The sequence below is a fragment of the Variovorax sp. GW821-FHT10C12 genome, from assembly GCF_059415405.1.
Window position 1 is genome coordinate 2,489,289 of sequence record NZ_JBWKNE010000001.1, and the last position, 24,412, is coordinate 2,513,700.

General features: G+C 64.2%; 14 protein-coding genes. 6 read left to right on the forward strand and 8 right to left on the reverse strand.

Annotated elements, in window-relative coordinates:
• Positions 1 to 32 precede the first annotated feature (32 nt).
• Positions 33 to 989: a LysR family transcriptional regulator gene (locus AC07OH_RS11725; protein ID WP_495300755.1), complete on the forward strand. Its 957-nt coding sequence runs from the start codon at positions 33 to 35 to the stop codon at positions 987 to 989.
• A 322-nt stretch (positions 990 to 1,311) separates the two neighbouring features.
• Here AC07OH_RS11725 and AC07OH_RS11730 read toward each other — a convergent pair whose 3' ends face one another.
• The gene (locus tag AC07OH_RS11730) at positions 1,312 to 2,229 is read right to left on the reverse strand and encodes a LysR family transcriptional regulator (RefSeq protein ID WP_495300756.1); all 918 of its coding nucleotides are present in this window, start codon (positions 2,227 to 2,229) and stop codon (positions 1,312 to 1,314) included.
• A 116-nt stretch (positions 2,230 to 2,345) separates the two neighbouring features.
• On the opposite strand from AC07OH_RS11730, the gene AC07OH_RS11735 reads away from it, so the two are divergent.
• Genes AC07OH_RS11735 through AC07OH_RS11750 form a run of 4 tightly spaced genes read left to right on the forward strand, consistent with a single transcriptional unit; the run spans position 2,346 to position 5,850 of the window.
• Positions 2,346 to 3,542, forward strand: a complete 1,197-nt coding sequence (locus tag AC07OH_RS11735; protein ID WP_495300757.1) for a CaiB/BaiF CoA transferase family protein — start codon at positions 2,346 to 2,348, stop codon at positions 3,540 to 3,542.
• Complete coding sequence (locus AC07OH_RS11740; RefSeq protein ID WP_495300758.1) at positions 3,539 to 4,018, forward strand: MaoC family dehydratase; 480 nt, start codon at positions 3,539 to 3,541, stop codon at positions 4,016 to 4,018. The genes AC07OH_RS11735 and AC07OH_RS11740 overlap by 4 nt, the downstream gene beginning before the upstream one ends.
• A gap of 22 nt (positions 4,019 to 4,040) precedes the next feature.
• Entirely contained in the window at positions 4,041 to 4,832 is a 792-nt protein-coding gene (locus tag AC07OH_RS11745; RefSeq protein WP_495300759.1) for a class II aldolase/adducin family protein, read from the forward strand.
• Between the two features lie 43 nt (positions 4,833 to 4,875).
• Positions 4,876 to 5,850, forward strand: coding sequence for a tripartite tricarboxylate transporter substrate binding protein (locus tag AC07OH_RS11750; RefSeq protein WP_495300760.1), 975 nt, complete (start codon positions 4,876 to 4,878; stop codon positions 5,848 to 5,850).
• 269 nt (positions 5,851 to 6,119) lie between these two features.
• Here AC07OH_RS11750 and AC07OH_RS11755 read toward each other — a convergent pair whose 3' ends face one another.
• The 5 genes from AC07OH_RS11755 to AC07OH_RS11775 are packed head-to-tail and all read right to left on the reverse strand — an operon-like array spanning position 6,120 to position 11,155.
• Complete coding sequence (locus AC07OH_RS11755; protein ID WP_495300761.1) at positions 6,120 to 7,124, reverse strand: Bug family tripartite tricarboxylate transporter substrate binding protein; 1,005 nt, start codon at positions 7,122 to 7,124, stop codon at positions 6,120 to 6,122.
• Between the two features lie 35 nt (positions 7,125 to 7,159).
• Complete coding sequence (locus tag AC07OH_RS11760) at positions 7,160 to 8,023, reverse strand: isocitrate lyase/PEP mutase family protein (protein WP_495300762.1); 864 nt, start codon at positions 8,021 to 8,023, stop codon at positions 7,160 to 7,162.
• A 5-nt stretch (positions 8,024 to 8,028) separates the two neighbouring features.
• Positions 8,029 to 9,021: a tripartite tricarboxylate transporter substrate binding protein gene (locus AC07OH_RS11765; RefSeq protein WP_495300763.1), complete on the reverse strand. Its 993-nt coding sequence runs from the start codon at positions 9,019 to 9,021 to the stop codon at positions 8,029 to 8,031.
• Positions 9,018 to 9,959, reverse strand: a complete 942-nt coding sequence (locus AC07OH_RS11770; protein ID WP_495300764.1) for a hydroxymethylglutaryl-CoA lyase — start codon at positions 9,957 to 9,959, stop codon at positions 9,018 to 9,020. The genes AC07OH_RS11765 and AC07OH_RS11770 overlap by 4 nt, the downstream gene beginning before the upstream one ends.
• Positions 9,956 to 11,155 carry a CaiB/BaiF CoA transferase family protein gene (locus AC07OH_RS11775; RefSeq protein ID WP_495300765.1) on the reverse strand — a complete coding sequence of 400 codons (1,200 nt, stop codon included), beginning with the start codon at positions 11,153 to 11,155 and terminating at the stop codon, positions 9,956 to 9,958. The genes AC07OH_RS11770 and AC07OH_RS11775 overlap by 4 nt, the downstream gene beginning before the upstream one ends.
• A 164-nt stretch (positions 11,156 to 11,319) precedes the next feature.
• Here AC07OH_RS11775 and prpR point away from each other — a divergent pair, with 164 nt between their 5' ends.
• Positions 11,320 to 13,281, forward strand: a complete 1,962-nt coding sequence (prpR, locus tag AC07OH_RS11780) for a propionate catabolism operon regulatory protein PrpR (protein WP_495300766.1) — start codon at positions 11,320 to 11,322, stop codon at positions 13,279 to 13,281.
• A gap of 323 nt (positions 13,282 to 13,604) precedes the next feature.
• Here prpR and AC07OH_RS11785 read toward each other — a convergent pair whose 3' ends face one another.
• Complete coding sequence (locus AC07OH_RS11785) at positions 13,605 to 18,104, reverse strand: hypothetical protein (RefSeq protein ID WP_495300767.1); 4,500 nt, start codon at positions 18,102 to 18,104, stop codon at positions 13,605 to 13,607.
• Positions 18,105 to 18,312: 208 nt separating this feature from the next.
• On the reverse strand, positions 18,313 to 24,366 hold the full coding sequence (locus AC07OH_RS11790; protein WP_495300768.1) for an ATP-binding protein: 6,054 nt from the start codon (positions 24,364 to 24,366) through the stop codon (positions 18,313 to 18,315).
• Positions 24,367 to 24,412 lie beyond the last annotated feature (46 nt).

The following is a 24,412-nucleotide window of genomic DNA, read 5'->3' on the forward strand; positions in this document are numbered from 1 at the left end:
ATCACAATTAGATATATGCCGTGGAGCCTGAAATGGACACCAAAACCGACCGCCTGGTCCGCACGCTGCGCCTGAGACACCTCGAGCTGCTCGTGGCGCTGTCCGAGACCCCCACGATGCGCGGTGCCGCGGCGCGGCTGCATCTGAGCCAGCCCGCCATCAGCAAGATGCTCGGCGAGCTCGAAAGCTGCTTCGGGGCCCGGCTGTTCGAACGCAGCCATCTGGGCATCCATGCCAATACGCTGGGGGCAAGCGCGGCGTTTCGCGCACGCGCCGTGCTGCATGAACTGGCCCGCGCCACCGCGGACGTGGACGCCATGCAAAGCGGCGTGACGGCGGTGCTGCGCGTCGGCGCACCGTCGGTCACTGCTGCCGTTCCTGCAGCCATCGTCAGGCTGCGGGAGCGGGTGCCGGGCGCCGCCGTGCAGTTGCGAGAAGGCCGCGTCCACGAGCTAATCCATCGCCTGCTCGAAGGGGAGCTTGACTGCGTCTTCGGCGCCATCACGCCCGAGCTGATCTCCAGCGACATGATCCCGTTGCTCGAGCCCGTCGTGCTGCTGAAGGACGAGCTGTGCGTGCTTGCGTCTATTTCAAACCCAAGCGTCGGCCTACGCAGGTTGCAGTGGGCCGACCTGCGCGCCGCTCAGTGGGTGCTGCCGCCGAAGGAAACGCTGGTCAGGCAGGCGTTCATGACCGTCTTCCTGAACGGCGGCGTGACGCCGCCCGTGCCGGTCATCGAGGCCATGTCCTCGGTCACGATCGGCACCGTGCTTCGCAAGGACCCTTCGCTGCTGTGCGCGGTACGGCTGGAGCACGCGCTGGACGAAGTCGCCCGGGGCGGCGTGCAGAGGCTCAAGGTCGGGCCCCAGGTCGTCCTGCCGTCGTTCGGCCTGTTCTTTCGACGAGACGGCATGGCGCGCCCCGCGATCCTCACCGCGTTTGCAGATGCCATCCGGTTCGTCAGTGGGGCCATTGCTCCAAAGAGGTGAACCGGTCTCCGACGATTCTGGGGTAGCCTTGGGATCGGTGTGTGTGCTGCCGCAGCGCAACTGACTAAACCGCAAAAACTCCGAAGCGCTGACTTCGACCCCCTTCATCGCCTGAGGTGCTCAACCGTCAGATGTTTCAGCCGAGGCAGTGCACCTGTGTTCAACGCTTTTAACTGGGCATCGGTACTTTCCCATGGCACTGAGTGAAGAGTACGTTGAGTCGTTGTCCAACAAGAGCATTCTTCCGTTGCTCTCAACGGAGCCCACAGACCTTTAGCGACGTGTGCAAGACCGAATCGGCAGGCGCGTAACGTGGCCGCAGCTAGATGCTCGCCCTCGTCCGCAATCGCTTCGGGGATGGCATCAATGCCAACTCACGGAACCGTTGCACCGCCGGATTAAGGCCATCGACACTGGTTGCCATCGCCAGCGCGATGTTCGACGACGGCGGCAAGCCCTGGACCGGCCGGAAGACCACATCACGCGCGGCGAGCCGCGCACTGACTGATGGCACGAGTGCCACACCCAATCCGCTCTGCACAAGACTGATGACGGTCTGCACCTGCGTCGCCTCCTGAGCAACTCGCGGCGTCAGCCCGGCCTGCTGGAACACCGACATTACCAATGCATGAAGGCCGGGGACGCGCGTGGAGGCGTAGTCCACAAATGGCTCGTTCGAGAGTTCGGAAAGCGTGAGGCGTTTTCTTCTTGCGAGTGCATGCTGTGTAGGAAGTACGGCGCAGAACACATCCCGCTCCACAACCTCAAACCGCAAACTGCTGGGAGAGCCGGTCGGATAGCGCACCAAGCCGATGTCGAGTTCACCGCTCTCGACCATGGCCAGTAGCTCCAGGTTTGCCGATTCCCGCAGGACCAGTTCGACGCGCGGAAAGCGTGCGCGGAATTTCGGCAACAGCTTCGGCAACAGTGCATAGGTGGCGGAGCCGACAAAGCCGATCCTGAGCGTTCCGCACTCGCCCCCGGCAGCCGCTTGTGCAGCCTCGCGCAACGCGTTCGCATCGTTCAGGCAGCGTCGGGCCAAGCCAAGAGCAGCCGCGCCGGCTGCTGTGAGAGCGACGCCGCGCGCCTGGCGTTCGAACAGCCGGGTCCCGAGTTCCTCCTCCAATTTACGGATCGCGACCGACAAGGGAGGCTGCGCCATGTGCAGGCGCTCGGAGGCGCGTCGGAAGTTCAGCGTCTCGGCCACGGTAACAAATTGGTGCAGCTGGCGTAGATCCACGATGCTTACTTCTTATGTATATCTGATGACATGAACAGTATTGGACGCATTAACTCTTCATTTCTACCATTCATGCATTCCCCAATAACGGGCGGCCCGAGACACCGCCATCCACGATGACAACTGCATCGAGCCTTCCACTGGAAGGCATACGGGTCCTCGACCTGAGCTCCGTCGTCCTTGGTCCTTATGCCAGCCAGAACTTGGCTGAATACGGCGCTGACGTGATCAAGATCGAACCGCCTGAGGGTGATTCCACCCGTCGGACAGGACCCAGCACCGAGCCTGGCATGGGCGCCATCTTCCTCGGGGTGAACCGGGGAAAGCGCAGCGTCGTGCTGGATCTGAAGAAGGCCGATGCGCGCGCCGCATTGCTCAAGCTGGTCGATACCGCCGATGTGCTCATGCACAGCATTCGTCCGCAGAAACTGGGCGCCATCGGCCTGGATCCGGACACACTGCTGGCTCGCAATCCGCGCCTGGTGTACGTCGGCCTACACGGCTTTGGCGAAGATGGCCCCTATGGCGGGATGCCTGCATACGACGACATCATCCAGGGACTCTCGGGCTGCGCCGCGCTGATGGAGCGTCAGTCGGGCGCGCCGCAGTACTTCCCAACGATTGCCGCGGACAAGACCTCAGGCCTTGTCGCCACGCATGCCATCCTCGCGGCCCTGTTCCGACGCGAACGCACCGGCAAGGGTGGCTACGTCGAAGTACCGATGCTTGAGTCGATGGTGTCGTTCAATCTGGTCGAGCATTTCTACGGCCATCACTTCTCCCCGCCTCTGGCAGAAACCGGCTACCCGCGGTTGTTTGCGAAGCACCGACGCCCGTATCGCACCGCAGACGGTTACTTGTGCGCCATGCCCTACACCGACGCGCACTGGCAGCGCTTCTTCATCGAAGGCGGAATTCCCGAAGCCGCGGCCGACACGCGCTTTTCCAACATCACCGAGCGCACGAAAAACATCGACGCGCTGTACACGCTGGCGGCCCAGGTGATCGAGACGCGCAGCACCGACGCCTGGCTCGAAGTCTTCGCGCGACTCGAAGTTCCGGCGTCGCGGATGAATCGTCTCGAAGACCTGGTGGACGACCCGCACCTGAAAGCCACCGGCTTCTTCCAGACCATCGACGACCCCCGCATGGGCCAGCTGCTGTTCCCCAACGCACCCGTACGCATCGACCGGAGTCGGCTACCGGTCGGTATGGCACCGCGACTCGGCGAGCACACGCACCAGGTCTTGGCCGAAGCCGGCATCGCCCTCCTCGACTCCCCCTCTCCAGAACTCCAAGGAGCTCCGATATGACCTCGCACGCCTCCAGCCATCCATTGCTGGGCCACGGCTTCTTCTGGCAGGACCTTGTCATCGGCCAGAAATTCCAGACCTTCAAGCGCACCGTGACCGAGACGGACCTGGTCAACTTCATCTCCTGCACCGGCATGCTGGAGATCATCTTCATCGACGCCGAAGGAGCGGCCAGTGCGATCGGTGGGCGTCCCGTCCCAGCCGCCCTGACCTATTCGCTGATCGAAGGCTTCATCCTGCAGACCATGATCCAGGGCACCGGCATGGCAATGCTCGAATGCACGCAAAAAGTGCTGGGGCCAGTGCGCGTGAACGACACCATCCATGCAGTGATCGAGGTCGCGGGCGTCAAGCCGACTTCGAAGGGAAACCGCGCGATCGTGGACTCGACCGTGGATGTCTTCAACCAACGCGGCGAAGCCGTCATGCGCTACACAGCGCGCCGGATGCTCGCCGGTCGTCCCGAAGCGTCCTGAAAATCGAACGAGAAACACCACCATGAACACCGTTGTCCAAGCCCGTCCCACGTCCGTGCGCGATCGCGTCAGCGAAGCCGAATGGAAAGTTCGCACCGATCTGGCCGCGTGCTATCGCCTGGTAGCGAAGTACGGCATGAGCGACCTCATCTACAACCACATCACGGCCAAAGTACCGGGCGAAGCCAACCATTTCCTGATCAATCCGTTCGGACTGCTCTACACCGAGATCACGGCGTCGTGCTTCTACACGCTGGACCTGGACGGCACCGTCGTCGACAAGCCGGAGGGCGAGTTCGGTGAGTTTCCAGTGAACCGTGCCGGCTTCATGATCCACAGCGCAGTTCATGGCGCGCGCAGCGACCTGAACTGCGTGATGCACACCCACACCCGCGCCGGCATGGCCGTGTCCGCGATGAAGCACGGCCTGTTGCCGCTCACGCAGACCGCGATGCGTTTCTATGGCGCCATCGGCTTCCACGACTACGAACAGCCGACCGTCGACATGGGTGAGCGCGACCGGATCGCACGCGACCTCGGACCGCACAGTACGCTGATCCTGCGCAACCACGGCCTGCTCGGCTGTGGTCCCACCGTACAGGACACGTGGAACCTCATGTACTGGCTCGAGACCGCCTGCAAGGTACAAGTCGATGTGCTCGCGAGCGGCGCTGAGGTCAGCATGCCCAGTCCGGAACTCGCCACCACGATGGCCAAGCGCTACGGCCCCGAGGGAAAGATCAACTTCGCTCCGATGGAGTGGCCTGCGCTGCTGCGGCAACTCGATCGTGAAGACCCGTCCTACAAGACCTGAGCGGTCCAGTTCCCCCTCACCCTAGAAAACCCGGAGACAAGTCATGTTCAAACCCCTCGTTATCGCACTGGCCGCCACGACCACATTCGCGGCACCGCTCACGCAAGCGCAAGAAAAGTACCCGTCGAAGCCCGTCAAGATCATCGTGCCGTACGCGCCCGGCGGCCCAAATGACATCGTGGCGCGCTTGCTGGCAGCGAAGCTCGGCGAGATCGAGAAGCAGCCGTTCATCGTCGAGAACAAGCCAGGTGGTGGATCCAACATCGGCGCCGACTTCGTGGCCAAAGCCGCGGCCGATGGATACACGCTGCTCATTGCTGCCACTTCGCACGCCATCAACATGACCCTGTTCCCGAAGGAGCAGCTCAAGTACGACTTGCTCAAGGATCTGGCGCCCGTCTCGATGATCATGACCGGCCCCTTGGTGCTGGTGACCCGCCCCGATTTTTCTGCCAACAACCTGAAGGAGCTGGTCGCTGCCGCCAAGGCCAAGCCTGGTGAGTTGTCGTTTGCCTCCTCGGGCACCGGCTCGTCCACGCACCTGGGCGGTGAGATGCTCAACAGTGCAGCCGGAATCAAGACCATTCATGTGCCGTACAAAGGCAGCGGGCCCGGCCTGACCGACGTCATGGGCGGCCAGACGACCTACATGCTCGACACGATGATCTCGGCCACGCCATTCGTCACCGGCGGCAAGCTGAAAGCACTGGCGGTCACCGGAAAGAAGCGCTCACCAGCACTGCCCAACGTGCCCACCGTGGCCGAGCAGGGTTATCCAAATTTCGAGGCCGTGGCTTTTATCGGGATGATGGCGCCAGCTGCCACGCCCAAGTCGATCGTCGACAAGCTCAACGCCGACCTCCAGAAGGTACTCGCCATGCCCGACATCAAGGACAAGCTGGCAGCGCAGGGCTTCACCTCCGAATGGATGAAGCCTACAGATTTCGGTAGCTACCTGGCGAAGGAAGTGCCCAAGTGGGGCGCTATCGTCAAGGGAAGCAACGTCAAAGTCGACTGAGCGCTGAGGAGAGCTGCTGGCACCTCAGCAACCGCGCAGCCTCACCTTTCGCGATGGGAAAAGGCGGTAGAGGCAAGTTGCCCAAACGCTCGCACACGAGCCGCAAACTGGTGCCGGTGAGAGTACACGGCATAGGTATCCGCGGGCAGCATCTCGTATTTCGCCACCAGACGCCAGGGAAGATGCCTGGAAACGTCAGGCACGAGACCCGGGTTCCGGTCGATCTGTCGATCACGGACAAGGCCCCACGGCCCGGCATCTGAGGCGCCTCAATCGATCTTGATCCCTGCCGCCTTCACGACGTCCGCGTACTTCTTCAGGTCCGCCTGGATCTGTTGCCCGAATTCTGCCGACGTGTTCCCCACCGACGTGATGCCCAGTTTGGCCAGGCGCTCCTTGACCGCCGGCTCGTTCACCACGGCATGCAGCTCGCGCTGGATGCGGTCGACAATGGGCTTGGGGGTCCTGGCGGGCGCGAGGAGCCCGATCCACGAACTCGCTTCGAAGCTGGGCACGGTTTCGCCCACGGTCGGCACGTTGGGCAGCGACGGCAGCCGCTGCGCGCTCGAGATCGCGATGGCGCGCACCTGCCCTCTTTCGATAAAGGGCAGCGCACCGGCCACGGCGGTGTAGAGCATCGGCAGCTGGCCGCCGACCACGTCGGTCATGGCCTGGCCGCCGCCCTTGTAGGGCACGTGGATGAACTCTGCGCCCGTCTTCACCTTGAGCATTTCAGCGGCGATGTGGGGCGTGCCCCCCGTGCCGGAGCTGCCGTACGACAAGCCGCCCGGGTTGCTCTTCGAATACGCGATGAGTTCGGGCAAGGTCTTCGCGGGCACCGAGGGGTGCGTGACGATGACGAGCACCGCATCACCGATCTTACTGACAGGCACGAAGTCTTTCACGGTGTCGAACGGGACTTTCGCGAACACGTGCGGGTTGATGACCAGCGTACCGTCGAAGCCCAGCACCAGCGTGTAGCCGTCGGGCGCCGCGGCCGCGACCATCTGCGTGCCGATGTTGCCTGAAGCACCGGGCCGGTTGTCGACCACTACTTGCTGGCCCAGCCGCGCACCGAGGCGCTCGGCCACGACGCGCGCGCCTGTGTCGGTCACGCCGCCGGGCGTGAAAGGCACAACAAGGCGGATCGGCTTGTTCGGGTAGTCCTGCTGCGCGTGCGCCGGCGTTGCGGTGAAGCCGATCGCAAGCGCACCAGTGGTCGCCATGGCCAGTGCCAGCAAGCGGCGACGCGAGGCGTTGTAGTTGTTCGTCATGGTTTTTTGTCTCCGTTCTTTTGTTGATTGAATCTTCAGCGCGCCCAGCGTTTCTCGAAATCCCATACGTCCTGAAAGCCGATGAGACCGCAGAACTCGTTGAAGTCGAACAAGGGAACTTCGGGCACTTGGCTCGTGCCGCCGTGCTTGAGGTGGCTCAACGCACGCTCCATCGCCGCGGCGGCCGACAGGCTAGTGAGCGAGGGGTAGATGGCCAGCGCAAAGCCGATCTCCTCCAGCACGTTGGCGGGCAGGATAGGCGTCGTGCCGCCATCGGCCATGTTGGCCAGCATTGGCCTATCGAAGGCGGCGCAGGCCTTGCGCATTTCTTCTTCGGACTGCGGTGCCTCGAAGAACAGGATGTCGGCGCCGGCCTCTGCATACGCTTCCAGGCGGCGCATCGCCTCGTCGACGCCGAGCGAAGCGCGTGCATCGGTGCGGGCGATGATGAGGAAGTTGTCCTTGTCCTCGCGCGCCTCGGCGGCCACCTTGATCTTGTCGACCATGTCCTGCATCGGCACGCAGCGCTTGTTGGGCGTGTGGCCGCACTTCTTCGGGAACTCCTGGTCTTCGAGCTGGATAGCCGTGACGCCGGCCGCCTCGTAGCCGCGCACCGTGTGGTGCACGTTCAGCAGTCCGCCGTAGCCGGTGTCGGCATCGGCGATGACGGCGCCCTGGCTCGTGCGCACCAGCGTCGCCATGCGGTCGAGCATCTGCGTGTAGGTGGCGATGCCCGCGTCGGGCAGGCCCAGGCTTGAGGCGGTGAGCCAGTAGCCCGTGCCGTAGACGATGTCGAAGCCGACCTTGTTCGCCACGGTGGCGGCGATCATGTCGTGCAGACCGGGCGCGATGACGAATTCGCCGCGGTCGAGCTTCTGTCGGAGGATGGGATTCGCCATGCCGCTTACTCCGCCGCGATGCCACCGCGCTGCGCGACGAGCGCCCACTTCTTCGTCTCGCTCGCGAGGAAGGCGCGGAACTCGGCCGGCGGCGTGAGCGTGATGTCGGCGCCCTGATCGTGCATCTGCTTTTGCACCGCCGGGTCGGCCGCGACCTTCTTCAGGTCCTGATTGATCTGCGCCACGATCGAGGCCGGCAGGCCGGCCGGACCGAACAGGCCATACCAGCTCAGCGACTCAACGCCATTCAAACCCGCTTCCTTGAAGGTCATCGCATCCGGGAACAGCGGCATGCGCCGATCGGCCGCGACGCCCACCACGCGCAGCGCACCTGAGCGCACGTGCGGCAGCGCGGTCAGCACGCTGGTCACACCCATGGGCAGGTGGCCGCCGATGATGTCGACCATGATCGGCGCGCCGCCCTTGTAGGGCACACCGGTCAGCTTGAGGTGACCGACCTGGCGGATCAGCTCGCCGGTCAGGCGCGTCTGCCCCTCCGAGTAACCGCAGCCCAGTTCGTCCTTGCGCGCCGCCGCCAACAGGTCGGCCAGCGTCTTGTAGGGGCCGTTGGCCTGCACCACCAGCACCGACGGCGAGTTCGCGATGTTGGTGATGGGCGTGAAGGCCTTGTCGGTGTCGTAGGGCAGCGACTTCATCAGCACCGGGTTGACCGCGTGGGAGCCCACCACCAGCAGCAGCGTGTGGCCGTCGGGCGCCGCGCGCGCCACGGTGCTGGAGCCGATCACGCCATTGGCGCCGGTACGGTTGTCCACCACCACCGACTGGCCCCACAGCTCCGACAGACGCTGCGCCATCAGGCGCCCGACGATGTCGGTGCCGCCGCCGGCCGAATACGGCACCACGAGCGTGACGGCCTTGCCCGGGTATTTCACGCCCTGCGCGAAGGCATTGCCGGCCGCGCCGACCCCGGTGAGCGATGCGAGGCCGGCGAGCATCTGGCGGCGGTTGGGATGAGAAAGATGGAAGGTTGGGGTCATGCAAGTCTCCTGGTGTTGTCTTGTGTGTCCTTGTCCCGCTGGCGGCGCAGCCAGGTGATGGCGCGGCCGCCGAGCGGTTTGCGCAGTGCGTCCTGCGCGAAGTCGACCGCCGCGAGCAGGCCGGCAAGCGAGATGCCGGTGGAAAAGCCACTGCGCTCGGCCATGAGCACGAGGTCTTCCGTCGCGACGTTGCCGGCGGCGCCGGGCGCGAACGGGCAGCCGCCGATGCCGCCGACGCTCGCATCGAAGCGACGCACGCCGGCTTCAAGCGCCGCCCATGCATTGGCCACGCCCATGCCGCGCGTGTCGTGCAGGTGCACTGCGAGGCGCTCGATCGGAACCACGCCGCGCAGCGCCGCCAAGCGCTGCTTCACCTGGCCCGGCGAGGCCGAGCCGATGGTGTCGGCAATGACGATCTCGTCGGCCGCGGCCGCGTGCATGCGGGCCGACAGGCGCAGCACCTCATCCAGCGGCGTCTCGCCCTCGAAGGGACAGTCGAAGGCCACGGCCACATAGGCGCGCGTGCGCAGGCCCAGCGCGCGCGCGGCGGCCAAGGTCTGCTCGCTGACCTCGGTCGCCTGGTCCAGGCCCATGTTGATGTTCTTGCGGTTCATGGTCTCGGTGGCCGAGAGCACGACGGCGATCTCCTTCGCCCCGGCCGCGTGCGCGCGCTCCAGTCCCTTGAGGTTGGGCACCAGCACCGAGGTGCGCAGCGCGGCAAAGTGCGCCTGCACCTGCGCCACAAGCTCGGCGGCGTCGGCCATCTGCGGCACGGCCTTCGGCGAGACGAAGCTGGTCGCCTCGATGCTGCTCAGGCCGGCCTCGACCAGCAGCTCGATCAGGCGCAGTTTGCCCTCGGTACCAACGTGGACCGCCTGGTTCTGCAAGCCGTCGCGCGGCGCGACGTCGGTGATGTGGATCGCTTCCTTCGCGCTCATGCAATCGCCCCTTCGGCGCGCAGCGCTTCGAGCTTGTCCGGTGCGTAGCCGACGAGGTCACCGAGCACCTGGCGCGTGTTTTCACCGAGCGCCGGCGGGCAGGTGAACCCGTTGCCCTGGTCGGCCCCCGACAGCTTGATGGGGTTGCCCGGCATGCGCACGCGCTCGCCAGTTTTCAGCGGCACCTCGACGACCATGTCGCGCGCCAACACCTGCGCGTCGTTAAGTGCCTGCTCGAAGTTGTTGACCGGGCCGCAGGGAATGCGCGCCTCGCGCAAGCGTTCGAGCCAATGGGCGGTGGGTTGCTTGCGCATCGCTTCGCCGACCACCGCATCGATCTCGGCCTTGGCCGCAAAGCGCACCGGCTGCTGGCGGTACTCGGGCTTGCGCAGCGCGGGCAGGTCGATGAACTCGACGAAGCGGTCGAAGAACGGGTCGCCGATGCAAGCAATGATCACGTGCCCGTCGGCCGTCGGGTAGCTGTTGTAAGGCACATGCACGAAGTGGCCGTTGCCGATGCCTTCGGGCACGTGGCCCGACAGCAGGTGCATCGTCGCCATGTAGTTGAGCAGCGAGATCTGCGCGTCGAGCATCGAGATATCGACGTGCTGGCCCACACCGGTCTGCTCGCGCGCCACCAGCGCGGCCAGCACGCCCATCGCGCCGAACATGCCGCCGCCGAGGTCGCCGATCGGGATGCCGCTGCGTGTGGGCCCCGTCTCGGGCGTGCCGGTGATCGACATGCCACCGCCCATCGCCTGCACCACCTGGTCGAAGGCCGGGCGCTGCGTGTGCGGGCCGGTCTGGCCGAAGCCGGTGACCGAGCAGGTGACGATGCGTGGGTTCACCCTGGCGAGCGACGCGTGGTCGATGCCCAGCCGCTCGGTCACGCCGACGCTGAAGTTGTCGAACACCACGTCGGCCTTGCGCACGAGGTCCAGAAACACCGCCTTGCCGGCCGGCGTCTTGAGGTCAACGCACACGCTCTGCTTGTTGCGGTTGAGCGTGAGGTAGTACGCCCCCATGCCGTCGCGCGAATAGTCTGGGTCGTTCTCCAGCAGGCGGCGGGTGCCTTCGCCGCTGCCCGGCGGCTCGACCTTGATGGTGCGCGCGCCCAGGTCGGCCAGCAGCATGGTGCCGTAGGGGCCCGACAGCATGTGTGTCAGGTCCAGCACGGTGATGTGTTCGAGTGCCACGTTCAATGTCTCCGAAAGGTTGGCGAATGTCCAGCTATCGCAGGTGCCGTGCCAGCGCTCGGAGCGCATGCAAGTGCTTGATTTGAAAGGGATTCACCGTCCACCAGCTGCCACGCCGCGTTGCATTGCGACATCAATGAAACATGAATGTGTTTCAATGCGACATGTCCAGCGACCGCCCGCCCGCCCATTTCTTTCCGGCCGCCGCACGCAGCGGCGAGCTGCCGCGCCTGTGCTTCCTGAGCTACCGACAGATCCGCGGGTTCGCGATGCCGGTGGTGGCCGAGTACACCGGCCGCGCCGAGATCGAGGTGGTCGACGGCACCTTCGGCGACGCGCTCGCCATCGCACGCGACCGCCTGGAGCGCGGCCTGGTCGATGCCTTCGTGAGCGCGGGCTCGAACGCGAGCATCCTGCGCGCCGGCCTGCAGGCGCCGGTCGCCACCATCCAGCTGAGCGGCTTCGACCTGCTGCAGGCGCTCATCAAGGCGCGGCGCATGTCCAGCCGCGTCGGCGTGGTCATGTACGGCCAGACCATCCCCGAACTCGACGAGGTGAAGGACCTGCTCAACATCGAGGTGATGCAGCACGCCTACCAGACGCCCGACGACGCGCGTCAGCGCTTCGAGCAGCTGCGGCGCGAGGGTTTCGAGGTGATCGTCGGCTCCAGCCTGGTCGTGGAACTCGCGGAGCAGGCCGGCCTGCACGGGCTGCTCGCCTACTCGCTGGGCAGTGTGCGCAAGGGCTTCGAGGACGCGCTCGAACTCGCGCGCGTTGCGCGGCTCGAAGCCGGCCGCTACGAGCAGCTCAACGGCGTGCTGCACAACCTGCAGGAGGCCGTGCTCGCGGTGAACCGCGACAACCGCGTGATCGCGGTCAACCCGCCGATGCAGCAGCTGCTCGGCCCGCCGCACGCGCGGCTCATCGGCCAGTCGCTGGAGGCGATCGAACCCGAGCTGTCGCTGCAACCCACACTCGACAGCGGACAGGTCGAGCGCGCCGTGGTGCAGCGCTTTGCGCAGCGCGACTGGGTGGTCAACCGCACACCGATCCGCGAGCATGGCGAGATCGTCGGCGCCGCCCTCACCCTGTACGACGCACGCACCATCCAGGAAGCCGACACCAGCCTGCGCATCCAGCAGGGCCGGCGCCAGAGCGCGGCGCGTCACCGCTTCGCCAACCTGATCGGCCAGAGCCCGGCTTTCGTGCGCGCCGTGCAGACCGCCCGGCGCTTTGCACGCACCGACCTCACGGTGCTGATCGCCGGCGAGAGCGGTGTCGGCAAGGAGCTGTTCGCGCAATCCATCCACAACGAGAGCGTGCGCGCGGGGCGGCCCTTCGTCGCGGTCAACTGCGCGGCCTTTCCGGAAGCGCTGCTGGAAAGCGAGCTGTTCGGCTACGAGGAAGGCGCCTTCACCGGCTCACGCCGCGGCGGCAAGCGCGGCCTCTTCGAGGCGGCGCACACGGGCACCCTCTTCCTCGACGAGATCGGCGACATGCCGCTGCAGCTGCAGACGCGCCTGCTGCGCGTGCTGCAGGAGCGCGAGATCACGCGGCTCGGCGCGACGGCCGCCATCCCGGTCGATGTGCGGGTGATTGCGGCCACGCACCAGCCACTGAACGACATGATTGCCGAGCGCCGCTTCCGGCAGGACCTGTTCTACCGCCTCAACACGCTGCGCTTGCCGCTGCCGCCCTTGCGCGAGCGGCGCGAAGACATCGCGTCGCTGGCCGAAGCGCAGGTCGACCGATGTCTGCAGCGCCTGGGCGCGCGCCTGGATCCTGTGCGCGCGCTGGCGCCGCTGCTGCCGCGTCTGCGCGCCTACGACTGGCCCGGCAACATCCGCGAGCTGGAAAATCTCGGTGAGCGCATCGCGGTGTTCCTCATGCAGTTCGACCGCATCGACGACGTGCACTACGACGAACTGCGGCACGACCTGCCGGAGCTCTTCGCCGATGCCGTCACCGAGACGGCCGACATCGCTGGATTGGGTGCTGCGCGCGTGGCCGAGGCACTGCAGGCGCACGGCGGCAACCGGCAGGCCGCAGCCCGGCAACTCGGCGTGAGTCGTTCAACACTCTGGCGCTGGATGCGCGAACGCGACGCCGGTGCGCCAGGCACCTGATGTCACGCAATATGAATCCCTGTTTCGCAGCGCTGCCTTTGGCAGCATCTGACTTCCGCTCTGGCCCCGATGCCGCCACACACAGTCATCGCAGATTTCTGCCTCGCAGCGTGAGCCGCCCTTCGTCCTCGCGTCCCGGACGACTGCTCTAAGACAGATCGCCGCCACTGGCACGTTGATCAAGCTCGTCAGGTCCTCAGGTCGAAACGCAGCGTCTGTTCATGTCAATCAAGGCCGGTGCACTACGGGCACCAAGCAGTCGCAGGATGTGTGCGGATCAGCGCCGAATCAACCGGTGGCCGCCCAGTACGGGTAGCGCGGCTTCAGCCCAAAGGCGCCTCTGAGGCCAGCAGCTCCTTCATTTGCTCAACACTCGCCTGCAGCTTGAAGTCCCGCCGAAGGCTCGCCTCCAGTACTCCATTCACGAATCGGTAGGCCATCACGTGCATCACTCTGCCTCCAAAGCCATGCCGTATCGAGTCGGAGCTGTAGACGTTCTTCTCTCCGGCGACAAGCCACACAGCTTCCAAGCCTGCCGTTTCCACTGTCCTCAAAAAAAGCTGCCGGTCGACGACTCCAGCACTGGCACCACGCTCCTTGAGCGACGGATCCATGAATCGAACGATGTCACTCGCATCCACGTACACCGGCCCGCGACCATCCCGAAGCCGGAGCCCCATCGCCGCGAGCAACCAGGACGAGGGCAGATCGAGGCTGAAGCTGTCCAGGATCGAATTGTCCTTTCCGGTCTCTTCCCGCAGCTCTACTCTCACGGTCATGCAAGGCACGTTGATCCTTGACCACGGTTCCCCTCGGAGCCTCGGCGGCCCGGCCCCTGCCTCTCGCCACCCATGCTCTCCGAGGAAGCTGTTGCATGACTTGTCTTCGCGCAAAGTGCTCTCGTCACCCCTGTCCCTAGCGATGAGCTCCTCGACCAGTCGTTGACCGCTTCCTTTCTTTGTCAGAAGGCATGTGATACGCGACCACGCATCAGGGTGGGCTCGGCGATCTCGCCGCGGGATGCTCCAGTGCCTGAACGCGCTGACCACCAGCCAATCCCGCTGATCCAATGGATCCACGACCGCGATGTTCTCAGGGCCGTTGACGAAGCCCGCGGACGGCGAATCCAACCACGCAAGCAGGGCCGCGACAGGAGCGGCCTTCAGGTTCGGCGTCGTGGGCGTCCACCAGGTTGCGGGCGTGTAGGCCCAGTTCGTCTCGTGGGTCTCCTTCACAAGCAGCGACGGATCGATGTCTCTCAGATTCGAGAGCTCGGCCAAGGTGCCCGAGTACGCTCCGATCAAGCCCTCGCCCTCATCCCGAGCCAAGTGATCGGAGATACGCGCGACCGCTTCTCCAAGCGCGATCCGCTGGTACTTCTTGCCGATCCGCTCGACGCGATGGTCCCCCATCCGATCGCGCGTGATTCGTCCACTGCGCTCGAAGGCCGAGAACAGCTCGCTGCTCCATCCGAGGTTATGGGCGCGCCAGCAGACCCAGCGCCGAACGATCGCGGGATCGAGGTCACGCGGTGAGATATCCGTGCTCCCCATCCGCACAGACTCATGCAAGTAGTGTTGCGCCTCGAGCTCGTACACAGATCTCTGCCGCTCGTCCAGCACGGCGGCGAACCCAGCCAACGCCTGCTCGAACGCAGAAAATGCTTGGTCGCGTTGAGTCCGCCGGCGGTCGTCGAACCAGTCCGTGCTCAACCCGATCTCGCCGTGCCTTGCGGCGGCCTCGTGGACGCTGACGTAGGCCCTGAGCTGATCAGCCGTCGCCTCGTCCTCGAAGCGCAGTTCCCAAGACTTGAAGAGCTGCTCAGTCGTCTGCCCCGCCAGCTTCCGTGGTAGGTCGGTCCAGTCATGGATCGCCCGCGGCACGGAATAGCAGCCAAAATCTCCTTGGCGATGAGTCGACGAAACGATGTCGTCGTCATACGAGTGCGGCTCGCCTTCCTTGTAGTGCGACAGCGCCTCGTCCAACACCGCCTCCAGCGGCCACGGTGTGTCGAACGGACCGCGGCACAGGGCGAGATCCACCCCATCAGGCAAGGTCGCAAAGCGGGCTGTGTACTCGAGAATGCCGCGCGCATAGTCTCGGGAAAGCAGGTTCAGTGGTGGTCGTCCCCCCTCGAAGTACTGACTCCAGACCTGCGTGGACAGCACCGCAAGGCCGGATCGGTCCGAGCCCTGAAGCGCGGCGCCATAGCACGCAGCAAGCAGACGCTCGACGACATACGGATCGTCCACTTCCTTGAACCGGGCGAGCAGTTCCGCGGCCACTGCAAGTCGACGAGACAGGATGTGCGCCAGCCCTTTGGTACCCAGATCTCGGACTGCCCGGTTGGATGTGCTCAGGAACCATGCAAGAGTTATCGATGCCAGCAGTAGTCGGTCTCCCTCGATTTCCTCAGGGCGAACCTGCCAGGACCAATCGATAAGCGACTCGATCGCCCCTCCCTCCGAGAGATCGTCCATCGCCAGGAAGACCGACCAGCCGGCATCCCTCTGAGGCATCGGCAGGGCTAGGAGCCGCTCGTGCAGTGCAAGCGCATTGAACTTGTTCTCAGGTTCCGTGGCGATGCCGATCAAGATCTCATACATCGAGATCACGTCGTCTTCTTCGAGCTTGCGTATCCAGGACATCGTGTGTTCAGAGAATCGGCCCTGCTGACGCCACAGCAGACTGTCGAGGAAGAACCGATCGAACCCGCGTTCATCCTCATCAACCTCTTCGACGACGTCCAGTATCTCTAGTCCGCAGCGCTCGGGCAGCTGGATCGCGATGGCCTCCACGACCCCGGAATGCCGCCACCAGTCATCGGCCGAGACGAACTTGCTGAGCGGTTCCTTCTTGAAGGAGGCCAGTGGATGCTCGGGATCAAGGTAGTCGTCAAGCAGGCTCTTGGCCAACAGGTGATCGTTCAAGCGCTCAAACGTGAACCTGACCGTCTCCTCAGGGGCATCGCCACGTGAATCGACAACGTCCAAAGTAAGCACACCTTCAGCCAGCAGGGCGCTGAAGAGGCTACGACTCTCCAGCCCTTGCGAGGGGAGATACCGGTCAAAGAGTTCCATCGCCTCGACCTTCGATACGGCCCCTGCACGCGGCCATTGTGCAGCCATCTGCGTGAACGCCTTGAGCGCAGACAGTGGGATGCTTCGAAGCCGTTCCAGCCCCAGCTTCATCTCGATCTTCGAGGCGATTGCAGAGAGGTAGAAGCCAAAGAGTGCGGAGATGCCCTGCACGCCCTTGGGGATGGCTTTCAGCCTCTCCCGATCCAGGTAGTCGCAGCAAGTTCTCAGGAACAAGGGGTTCTCGAACTCCCTTAGGAGGTTCGGGCTGCTGGTGCGCGAGATGCCGCGCACATCCAGATAAGCCTTTGCCGCGGCACCGGCGTGGCCCGCGAAGCCGTGATGAACGAGCCTGGGCAGTTGCGGTACGGGCAGATGCGCCTCGTAGGTTGAGCGCAGGGTCAAGATCAGCGATACCCGTGGGAAGGCTTCAAAGACCTTCAAGAATCCCGCGAGCCGGTCCCGCCAGAGCTGCAGGCCGTGCCGTTCATTCAATGCATCGATTGCCACTACTGCGCGGCTGTCGGCTGCTTCTGCCGCTGCGTCCAGGGCCCCCAGGAACTCGGCGACGCGACAGTCGCCCAAGTCCAGCTGCTGGAGGATCTGTGGCCAGGGTTCAGAGTCTCCCAGCGTCTGAGTCAGTACGAGCACGAACGGGCAGCCCGATGCAAGTTGCCGGATGCCGAAGTCAGCCAGCAAGTGGGACTTCCCTGCCCCAGCTTCTCCGACGATGAGCAGGCGGCGTTCATTGACAAGAGTCCACGGCATGCGCTCTACCGCGGCTTTGATCGTCTGAAGCGCGTCGTAGAGATCGTAGAGAACTCGCTCGACATGCCGCCGCTCCTGCTCGGGGAGCGACTCCGACGCCGTGAACGCTTGGGTCAGTCCATCGATTGCCTCACCTGCATACCGGCCCCACAGCCCGATCGGAACGTCCTCAATCTGGTCGCGGCGCTGCTCCAAGCCCGCAATGAGCGCGTCCGTTGGAACGCTCACCTTTGCCAGTGCATCCTTCATCGCGGCGTCTGCAGGCGCGCGTTGAACATCTCCGAGATTCTTGCTTAGCCGCTCGCCCCACGCACCGGCTTGGTCAATAAACCCCTTGTCCCGGGCTAGCGCCAGCAACGCCTGCAGGATCGGCAGATCAACGTGACTCTGCGCGGTGTAGCGCTCGCCTAGATTGACCTTTGACACCTCGAATCGATTGGAGAACCAGCCCGCGCCCAATCGCTCCTGGTCGAACCAGTAGCGCGGGCGTCCTGAGTACAACGGCGTATCCCGCATCAGGCGCTCACGGATCTGGCTGGCACCCCATAGATGGATCTGTAGATTCCTGCCAGTCCTGGCCGCCTCCTTGATGCGCTTGTCCCTCCATCGCTCGTAGCGCTGCAAAGGGCTGAGCTTCTTGCCGGTCCGCAGGTCATTCAAGTCAATGGGCAAGCAGACCGTATAGGTATGCAGCCCGAGGTGGGCCGCCAGCGCTCTGCTCAGTGAGTCGTCGAGTTGCTGAAGCTGCCCATCACCGAACGCCGAAAGAAAGTACTTTGCCTGCCACGCAAGCTCTCCGCCGTCAGCCAGCTTGACATAGCACTCGACGCCTTGATCCGCTCCTGCGCCCTTGCGAAGGAAGGTCGCCCTGGATGGTCGCGGCTCCAGGCCGGCGAGCTGACAGCAGAGCTCCTCGAAACCCAGGTTCTGGGATCCGGCGTGCGCGCGGATTCGGGAGAAGTCGATCGATGGCGGCATAGGTCCGTATTTAATCTCTGAAGCCAGGGGCGGCTGCGGTTCCCACTGTGCTTCACCAACACGCTATGCACAGGCGCGAAGCACACTATGCAGCCGCTGCAAGTTTGGTGGGGTCACTGACTGCCGGCTGCCGCGCAGACAAATGACTGATGAGGCCAACAAATAAAGTCCGTCGAAACCGCGAGCGTCTGCCGGCGAGGTGGCTCGACTAGATGGCGTAGCTGTGCCTGGCCGTCTTGCGGCTACTTGCCTCGCCATACCCGCTGTGAGCCACTACCTCTCTGCTCGCGAAGCTGTTGATGGTCGGTTGTCCTCCCGCCGCTTTGTATTGGCTGAGGCCATGCGGTGCAAGGGCCAGATAGCAACCCTCGCCCCAAATGGACTCGTCATCAATGTCCACAGGACCGGCATCGCGCCACCAAACGAGCTTGGCCACAGCAGTACCGCCGGAGTCCATGTAGACGCGGGGATTCGAATCGTGCTGCCGCCAGCGCAGCTGGCGTAGCCAATTTGGGCAGACGGTCAGCAGATACCTTGGCCCATACAAGTCGGTCCCGGAGGAACTTGCGACACGCCTGACCAGCGTAGTCGCTGGAGTCGCGTCGTGCGTCACGTAGGCGCCTCGCCAGACGACGGCGGGCAGCTTTTCGTAGCAGTCATCGAAATCGTCGCTGTCGATCTGCGCCTGGGGAGCGCGGAAGCGGTGTTGGAAAAACTCGGCTTGTCTGGGCTTGAAGACCGTGAATCGACATGCCTCCGTGATCACGACGTCTTCTGGCTGTAGTGACCACGGTGCGACATCCTCGTTGACCTGAGGGGTCCAGGCGCGGCCGGCCTCGCCCCAACTGGCGTCGCGGGCGACTAGCGGTCTAGGAATTGCTTGCGGACGAACCTGTGCCCGCAGCAGCGGGTGCGACGGAAGCGGCGCGTTCAGGATCTCCAGGAATAGCGGCAGGTCGTGGTCTGACAGCAGGCCGGCGCGGCGAACCTCTCCCGCGACGTGACGAAGGGCGACCACCCCAACCGCCATGTGCGGCTTGAGATAGGTGATCTGCATATCCAATGATCGGAGCTCAGCCTCAAGTCGTCTAAGCGCAAGCGCGCCGAAGGCCTCCAGGCCGCCCCACTGCTGGATGAACTCTGCGGCGCGCCGCCTGATGGTCAATTCGTCGACGCCTGCTGTTTGTGCAAGCGCTCTGGCGATTGGCCGCAGCATCTGGGTCCAGCCTGGCGCCGACTCGATCCGCATCGCGCCGGTGCGTGCATCCACCAACGAGTTGTCCAGCACCAGCGAACCATCCAGTTCAAGCTGGTAGAACAGCGGGAGTGCTTCTCGCGTCGCTGAAACAGCTATGCCCCAGCGGTTTGCCAGAAGCAGGGCCGCCTCAGCGATTGCGATATCTCGATGGCCCGCGAGGTGCGCCACGGCATCACCAAGTGGGGATGCCAGTCGATTGTGCGACATGGCCAGCAGAGCGAAGAGGCCTTGCAGCGGTGCGTCGGACTCGCCGGTCAGGAGCCGTCGTACGGTCAGTGTGGCCACTGCCTTGCCGACTGCGACATCCTCGGACAAACGAAGCAAGCAGTCGCGCGCATGACGCTGGGCTTCGACAATCGGCAGACGCAGGCCAAAGTGGACGAGCTCGAAGAGCAGCTCCTCGTCGCTCAAATGCCCTTCCCCAACCTTGAATGGCTTGCCAAGCTGGTGTTCGCGGGTGAACATCATCTGCTCAGCGAGCAACGACCAGACTGCCGGCCAGTCCGGCGACGCACTGACAACGGGAAGAACTTCATCAATCTCCATCAGCAGCGAAACGGTGTTTTCTTCGCCCGCCGTGATGGAATCGAGCAAGCTCTCAAAAGCGGCGCGATGCGCTGCAGCACCGTCCAGGAGCTTGCGCGCCCTGTGATAGCGGAACTTGCCACCGCCCATGAACTGGCTCCAGGCGCTCCAGCGGTCATCCGTGCTTGGGTATTCGTCGACAAGCTTTCGAGCGTGTTCCAGCTCACCGGCATCGATCAGGCGCGCGACCAATGTGAAGCGGCACTTCGTGTCAGTCCGGAGGACCTCCCATTGCTCATACATGGCTCGGACCATGTCCAGGGGCGCAGCTTTCGCCAAATCAACGAACCGAGAAGGCGCGTTGTGGTCCGGCGCTGGGCCCGCTTCAAACATGGCCTGCAGTTGGGTCAGCGTTTCGGCCGAGTCGTACGTAGAAGGCGTGTACGAACGCCTTGGCGCAGGTGCCTCTGCCTTCCAGCGAACCAGAGCCGCTTCGAGTCTGCCGTCGCCGTACCCGTGCTTGAGCGCGGCGGTGCGCAGCCGCTCGAGGAGTGCCGCACGTTCGTGGGCACGGCTGGTGATCTCGATGGGCTCCAAGAGCTCTCCGACAAGCTGAGCAATGGCGCCCGGCCCCGCTGCGTCTGCGACGGCGTCGATGAAGTCACCGACGTGGTACGGATCCCGATAGTGAGGCTCCATGTAGAACGGCAAGCACAGGCCGCACCACACGTCGACGCAGGTCCAAAGCAGGTCTGGCCGGCGCCGCACCAACCCTGTCATCAGCAGGTCGACGCGGTTTGGCCAGGAAATCAGCTTCCAGGTCGCCAGCGTCTGCGCGGTGTCGTATCCGAGCCTGGCATCGACCTGCATGGCCTCATCAATCAGCACCATCGTCAGGCGATGAGCTGCGTTGGCGCCCTCGGTCTCCTTCATCCCGTCGACCTGCCGCATCAGATGCGAAATGCGCTCCGCTCTGCCGGTCGAGTCGGCCTTGTTGGCGAGAACCAAGACGTCGCGCCAGACTCCGTACTGCGGGTCCTTGCGGGCCGCCAGCGCGTAACCGAGGCAGTGTTCAGGCACTGTGGCCAGCAGTTGGCGCGCGCGGTCGGTCTCTCCTATGGCTGCAAAGGCGATGGCCAGCTCTGCCAGCGCATCCACATGCTCGCTGGGCGTATCGCGATGCAACTCGGCAGCCAGCGCCTCGAGCCTCGCTGCTGCGCGCGCTTGGTCACCGTCAAGGCGATAGGTCTCTACGGCAACCTCCCGGCGCAGGTCTTCGGTGCTCTTCTGTGTGGACGATGCGATCGCTTCATCGACTTCTCGCAGCACGGCCCGGTATTCGCTCTCGCCGCAGGAAGCCGCGATCTGCAGCAGCGCGCGCGCCAGCAAGGGCACGGCCGTCAGGACTTGACTGGTTCGGTAGTAGTCGCTGCCGCCACGAGGCGTCAGTCGCAGGGCGTAGCCCAGAGCGTTGCGCGTGACCGCCTGAACGCCGCCCGCCGAGATTGACAGGTTCGCGGCGACCCGGCCCCGCAGAATGCCGGTCTTGGTCGCATGCTTCTGCAGCGGCCGCAACATTTCATGCTTTGAGTCGATCGCAGGAGGCAATTCCCTGCCGAGCATGGTGCACAGCTGCGCATGCTCCATCACTGCAGTCGCCAGGGCGCCGGGGCCTGTGTAGCTCACCTCGTCATCGCCCATTGAGATCATCGGCGCGGCAAGCTTGTCGAACAGGGTGGCGGCGAGGTCTGTGCGTCCGGCCTTAGCCGCAGTGAGCGCGATGGCACGCCGCCAGCCGTTTGGCAATGCCTCGAAATCCGGCTGCTGCGCTGCCTCATCGAACAGCTGCATGGCGCGCTCTGTGTCGCCAGCGTTCCGGAATGCCAGCCCGGCGTGCACAAGCAGCGCGGCAAGCTCCTTGCGATCGATGCCGAGCTGGTTGCACACGTCCTCGGCCTCGGTGCCGGGGCGTCCTTCAAGCACGGCGCGCGCTACTTCCAGGCGCAGGTGGACGTCCGGGGGCGCTTCGGATTCGTCTGGCGGATGCCCGGGGATCTTCTCCAGTCCATCGGTAACAAGGCGCTCAATTGCTTGCTGGATTTGCTCGAAATCCCGGAAGTTGTAGACGCGCTTTGCCCACTCTTGGAACTCGTGAAGGTTGTGGTCTCTCCCGTGGTGCTGGAACCGGCTGGTGTGCAGCTGCGACAGCGGCTCGAGATGTTCGAACAGTTCCTTCGACAGGTCGAAATCGCCCCGTAGCAGCAAGGCGTCAACGACTTCGTAGCCGCGCTTGGGGAACTCCTGCACGAAGGAGACTGCGGCGTCGATGTCTCCGATCGCGAGCATCGCAGAGGGCAGTCGATCGGCATATTCCAGCGCGTTGGTGCGCCGAGACACTTCGTCGCGGCACAGGAGCAGACGCGTCAGCATGGTCCCGTCCAGGGTAGGACGCGCAGCGAGCAACGACAGTCGAATGTCGTCCTGAATATCCGTGCCAGAGCGTCCTCGGGCCAACTGTTCGCGGAATCGCGCAGGCGTCGCCAGCGCCAGCACGTCATCGGCATCACCAGCACGTGCCCGGTAGCGCAGTTCCAGCCAGCGCTGGGGCGAGCTGTCCGGCGCGTTCTGCGCCAGCTTGGCCAGCTCGCGGTAGACGCGCTGGGAGTAGTCAGTCTCTACGCTGCCAAGCCGCACCCTTGGCTTGGCGATGACGAAGAGCCGGAAGCTGTTGTGAAAAACGCGCCAGCCTTGCGTTGAGTCCAGCAACAGGTGACGGGCGACGGCTAGCGCCCGCTCAATCGCACGTTCGTCCAGGATGGTGGCAAGCAGTGGGAGCGCGATTGGCGCTTCAGCGCGCGCGATGTAGCCGAGAACGTCGGTTGCGTCGCGGTCGTTGGCAATCTCTCGCCAAGCGGCCTCATAGACGCTCTCGATGTCGCCGTCGAACTCCATGCCGCCGGCGAGGACATGAGCGCGCCTAACGCCATCGGCCCTTAGAAGCGCCTGAATCAGGTATCGGCTCGCCAGCGGGTGCCCGTGGCTCAACTCATGCAGTCGTACGCGCGGGATGTCCGGATCGAGTCCGAGCACGTCAGCCATCCGGGCGACGGCATCTTGGTCAAGCGGCTTCATCGTCACTTGCCGGCCGGGTTTCGCGGCCTGATCCTGCACGGCAGGCTTCAGGTGCGCGAGATCCAGACGCTGCGTGCCCAGCACAAACATGACGCCCGCGGGGAGCGCTTCTGGGAGGGGGAGTTCCGACAGCAGTGACTGCGCAGGCCGCTCTTCTCGCGGGATGTGGTCCAGGCCATCAACCACAATGAGCGTACGAATCTTTTCTTTGGCATAGCGCTCGCCCGCTTGGGAAATCAGCGCACCGAACTGTTCGCGGCGCTCATGCAGCGAGTTATCTCGAAGGCGGATGCCATGCAGCCCGCTGCTGCGCAGCTGGGCGCTGATGTCATCCAGGAAGGTTTCGGCTTCTCCCCGACCAACGCCTTGGGCAACCCCTGGCACGAACGCCAGGTAGCGCACTAGGCAGAGGGCTGGCTCCGCAGCGAGCGCCATCTGCAGCAGCGTCGACTTTCCTGAGCCTGGCGGGCCAATCAGCGCGACATAGCCCATTTCAATGCCGCGAACGGTCTTCAGCAGTTCAGTCTCGGTATCTCGGTTGCGCTGGACATAAGTGCCGAGCGGAAACCTGTGCACGTAGCGCGTCTTGGCCGGATCCGGCCAGCCCAGCTCCGCAAGCAGCTCATCACGCGTCCATCGGTCCTTGTCTCGACCGTCGGCAACGAGATTAGGCAGCAGGCTGGCAATCTCGGACGCCAGGCGCGACTGCTCGGCGCTGAGTTTGTGTAGCTGCACAAAGTCAGCGGCAGCGCCATGCAGTATGCGCAGGGCATGCAGAAACCTCTCAAACTCGACCTCGTTTAGACCAGATGCAGCCAGCAGTCGATCGATCAGGTTGCACCAGCCGGCCGCGCGCCACTCTGCCAACGTGCGGGCGGGAAAGCGCCCGAACTGGTCAATGAACTCGGCGCTGTAGGCAGGCGTGGAGTCACCAGGCTTGTCGGTGGTCGACGGGTAGTCCGTCGTCACAAAGCGAATTTCGACTCGCGCGTCAGGATTGTCCTTGGAGAGAATCTGCCAGGCATTGATGAGCGGCTTCAGCAGGCCGTCCGCTCCCGTGAGGAGCGTCGTCACGGTGAAGGGCGCCGGGAACTTCGAAGTCTTGAATTGGTGGCCGACTACCAGCCCATCGAAGCCCAGAACTAGATCGTCGGCGATGCCAGCCTTGCGGTCGGCCAATCCCACCCACTGCATTTCCCCGCGCTCGAGTTCGCTGTAAATGGCCGCTCCGGCCTTCCCGTACTGAGCGACATAGCCGCGAACGGCACGGCGCTCACCCTCGGCTGGTGGTGGAGCAACGGTTTTCTTGGCAGGCTCGTTAGTCGTTGCGGCGCTTCTGCTAGACATGCGGGCGACGTGTGTTCGTATGTTTATTGGTGCCGTAAAGTACCGA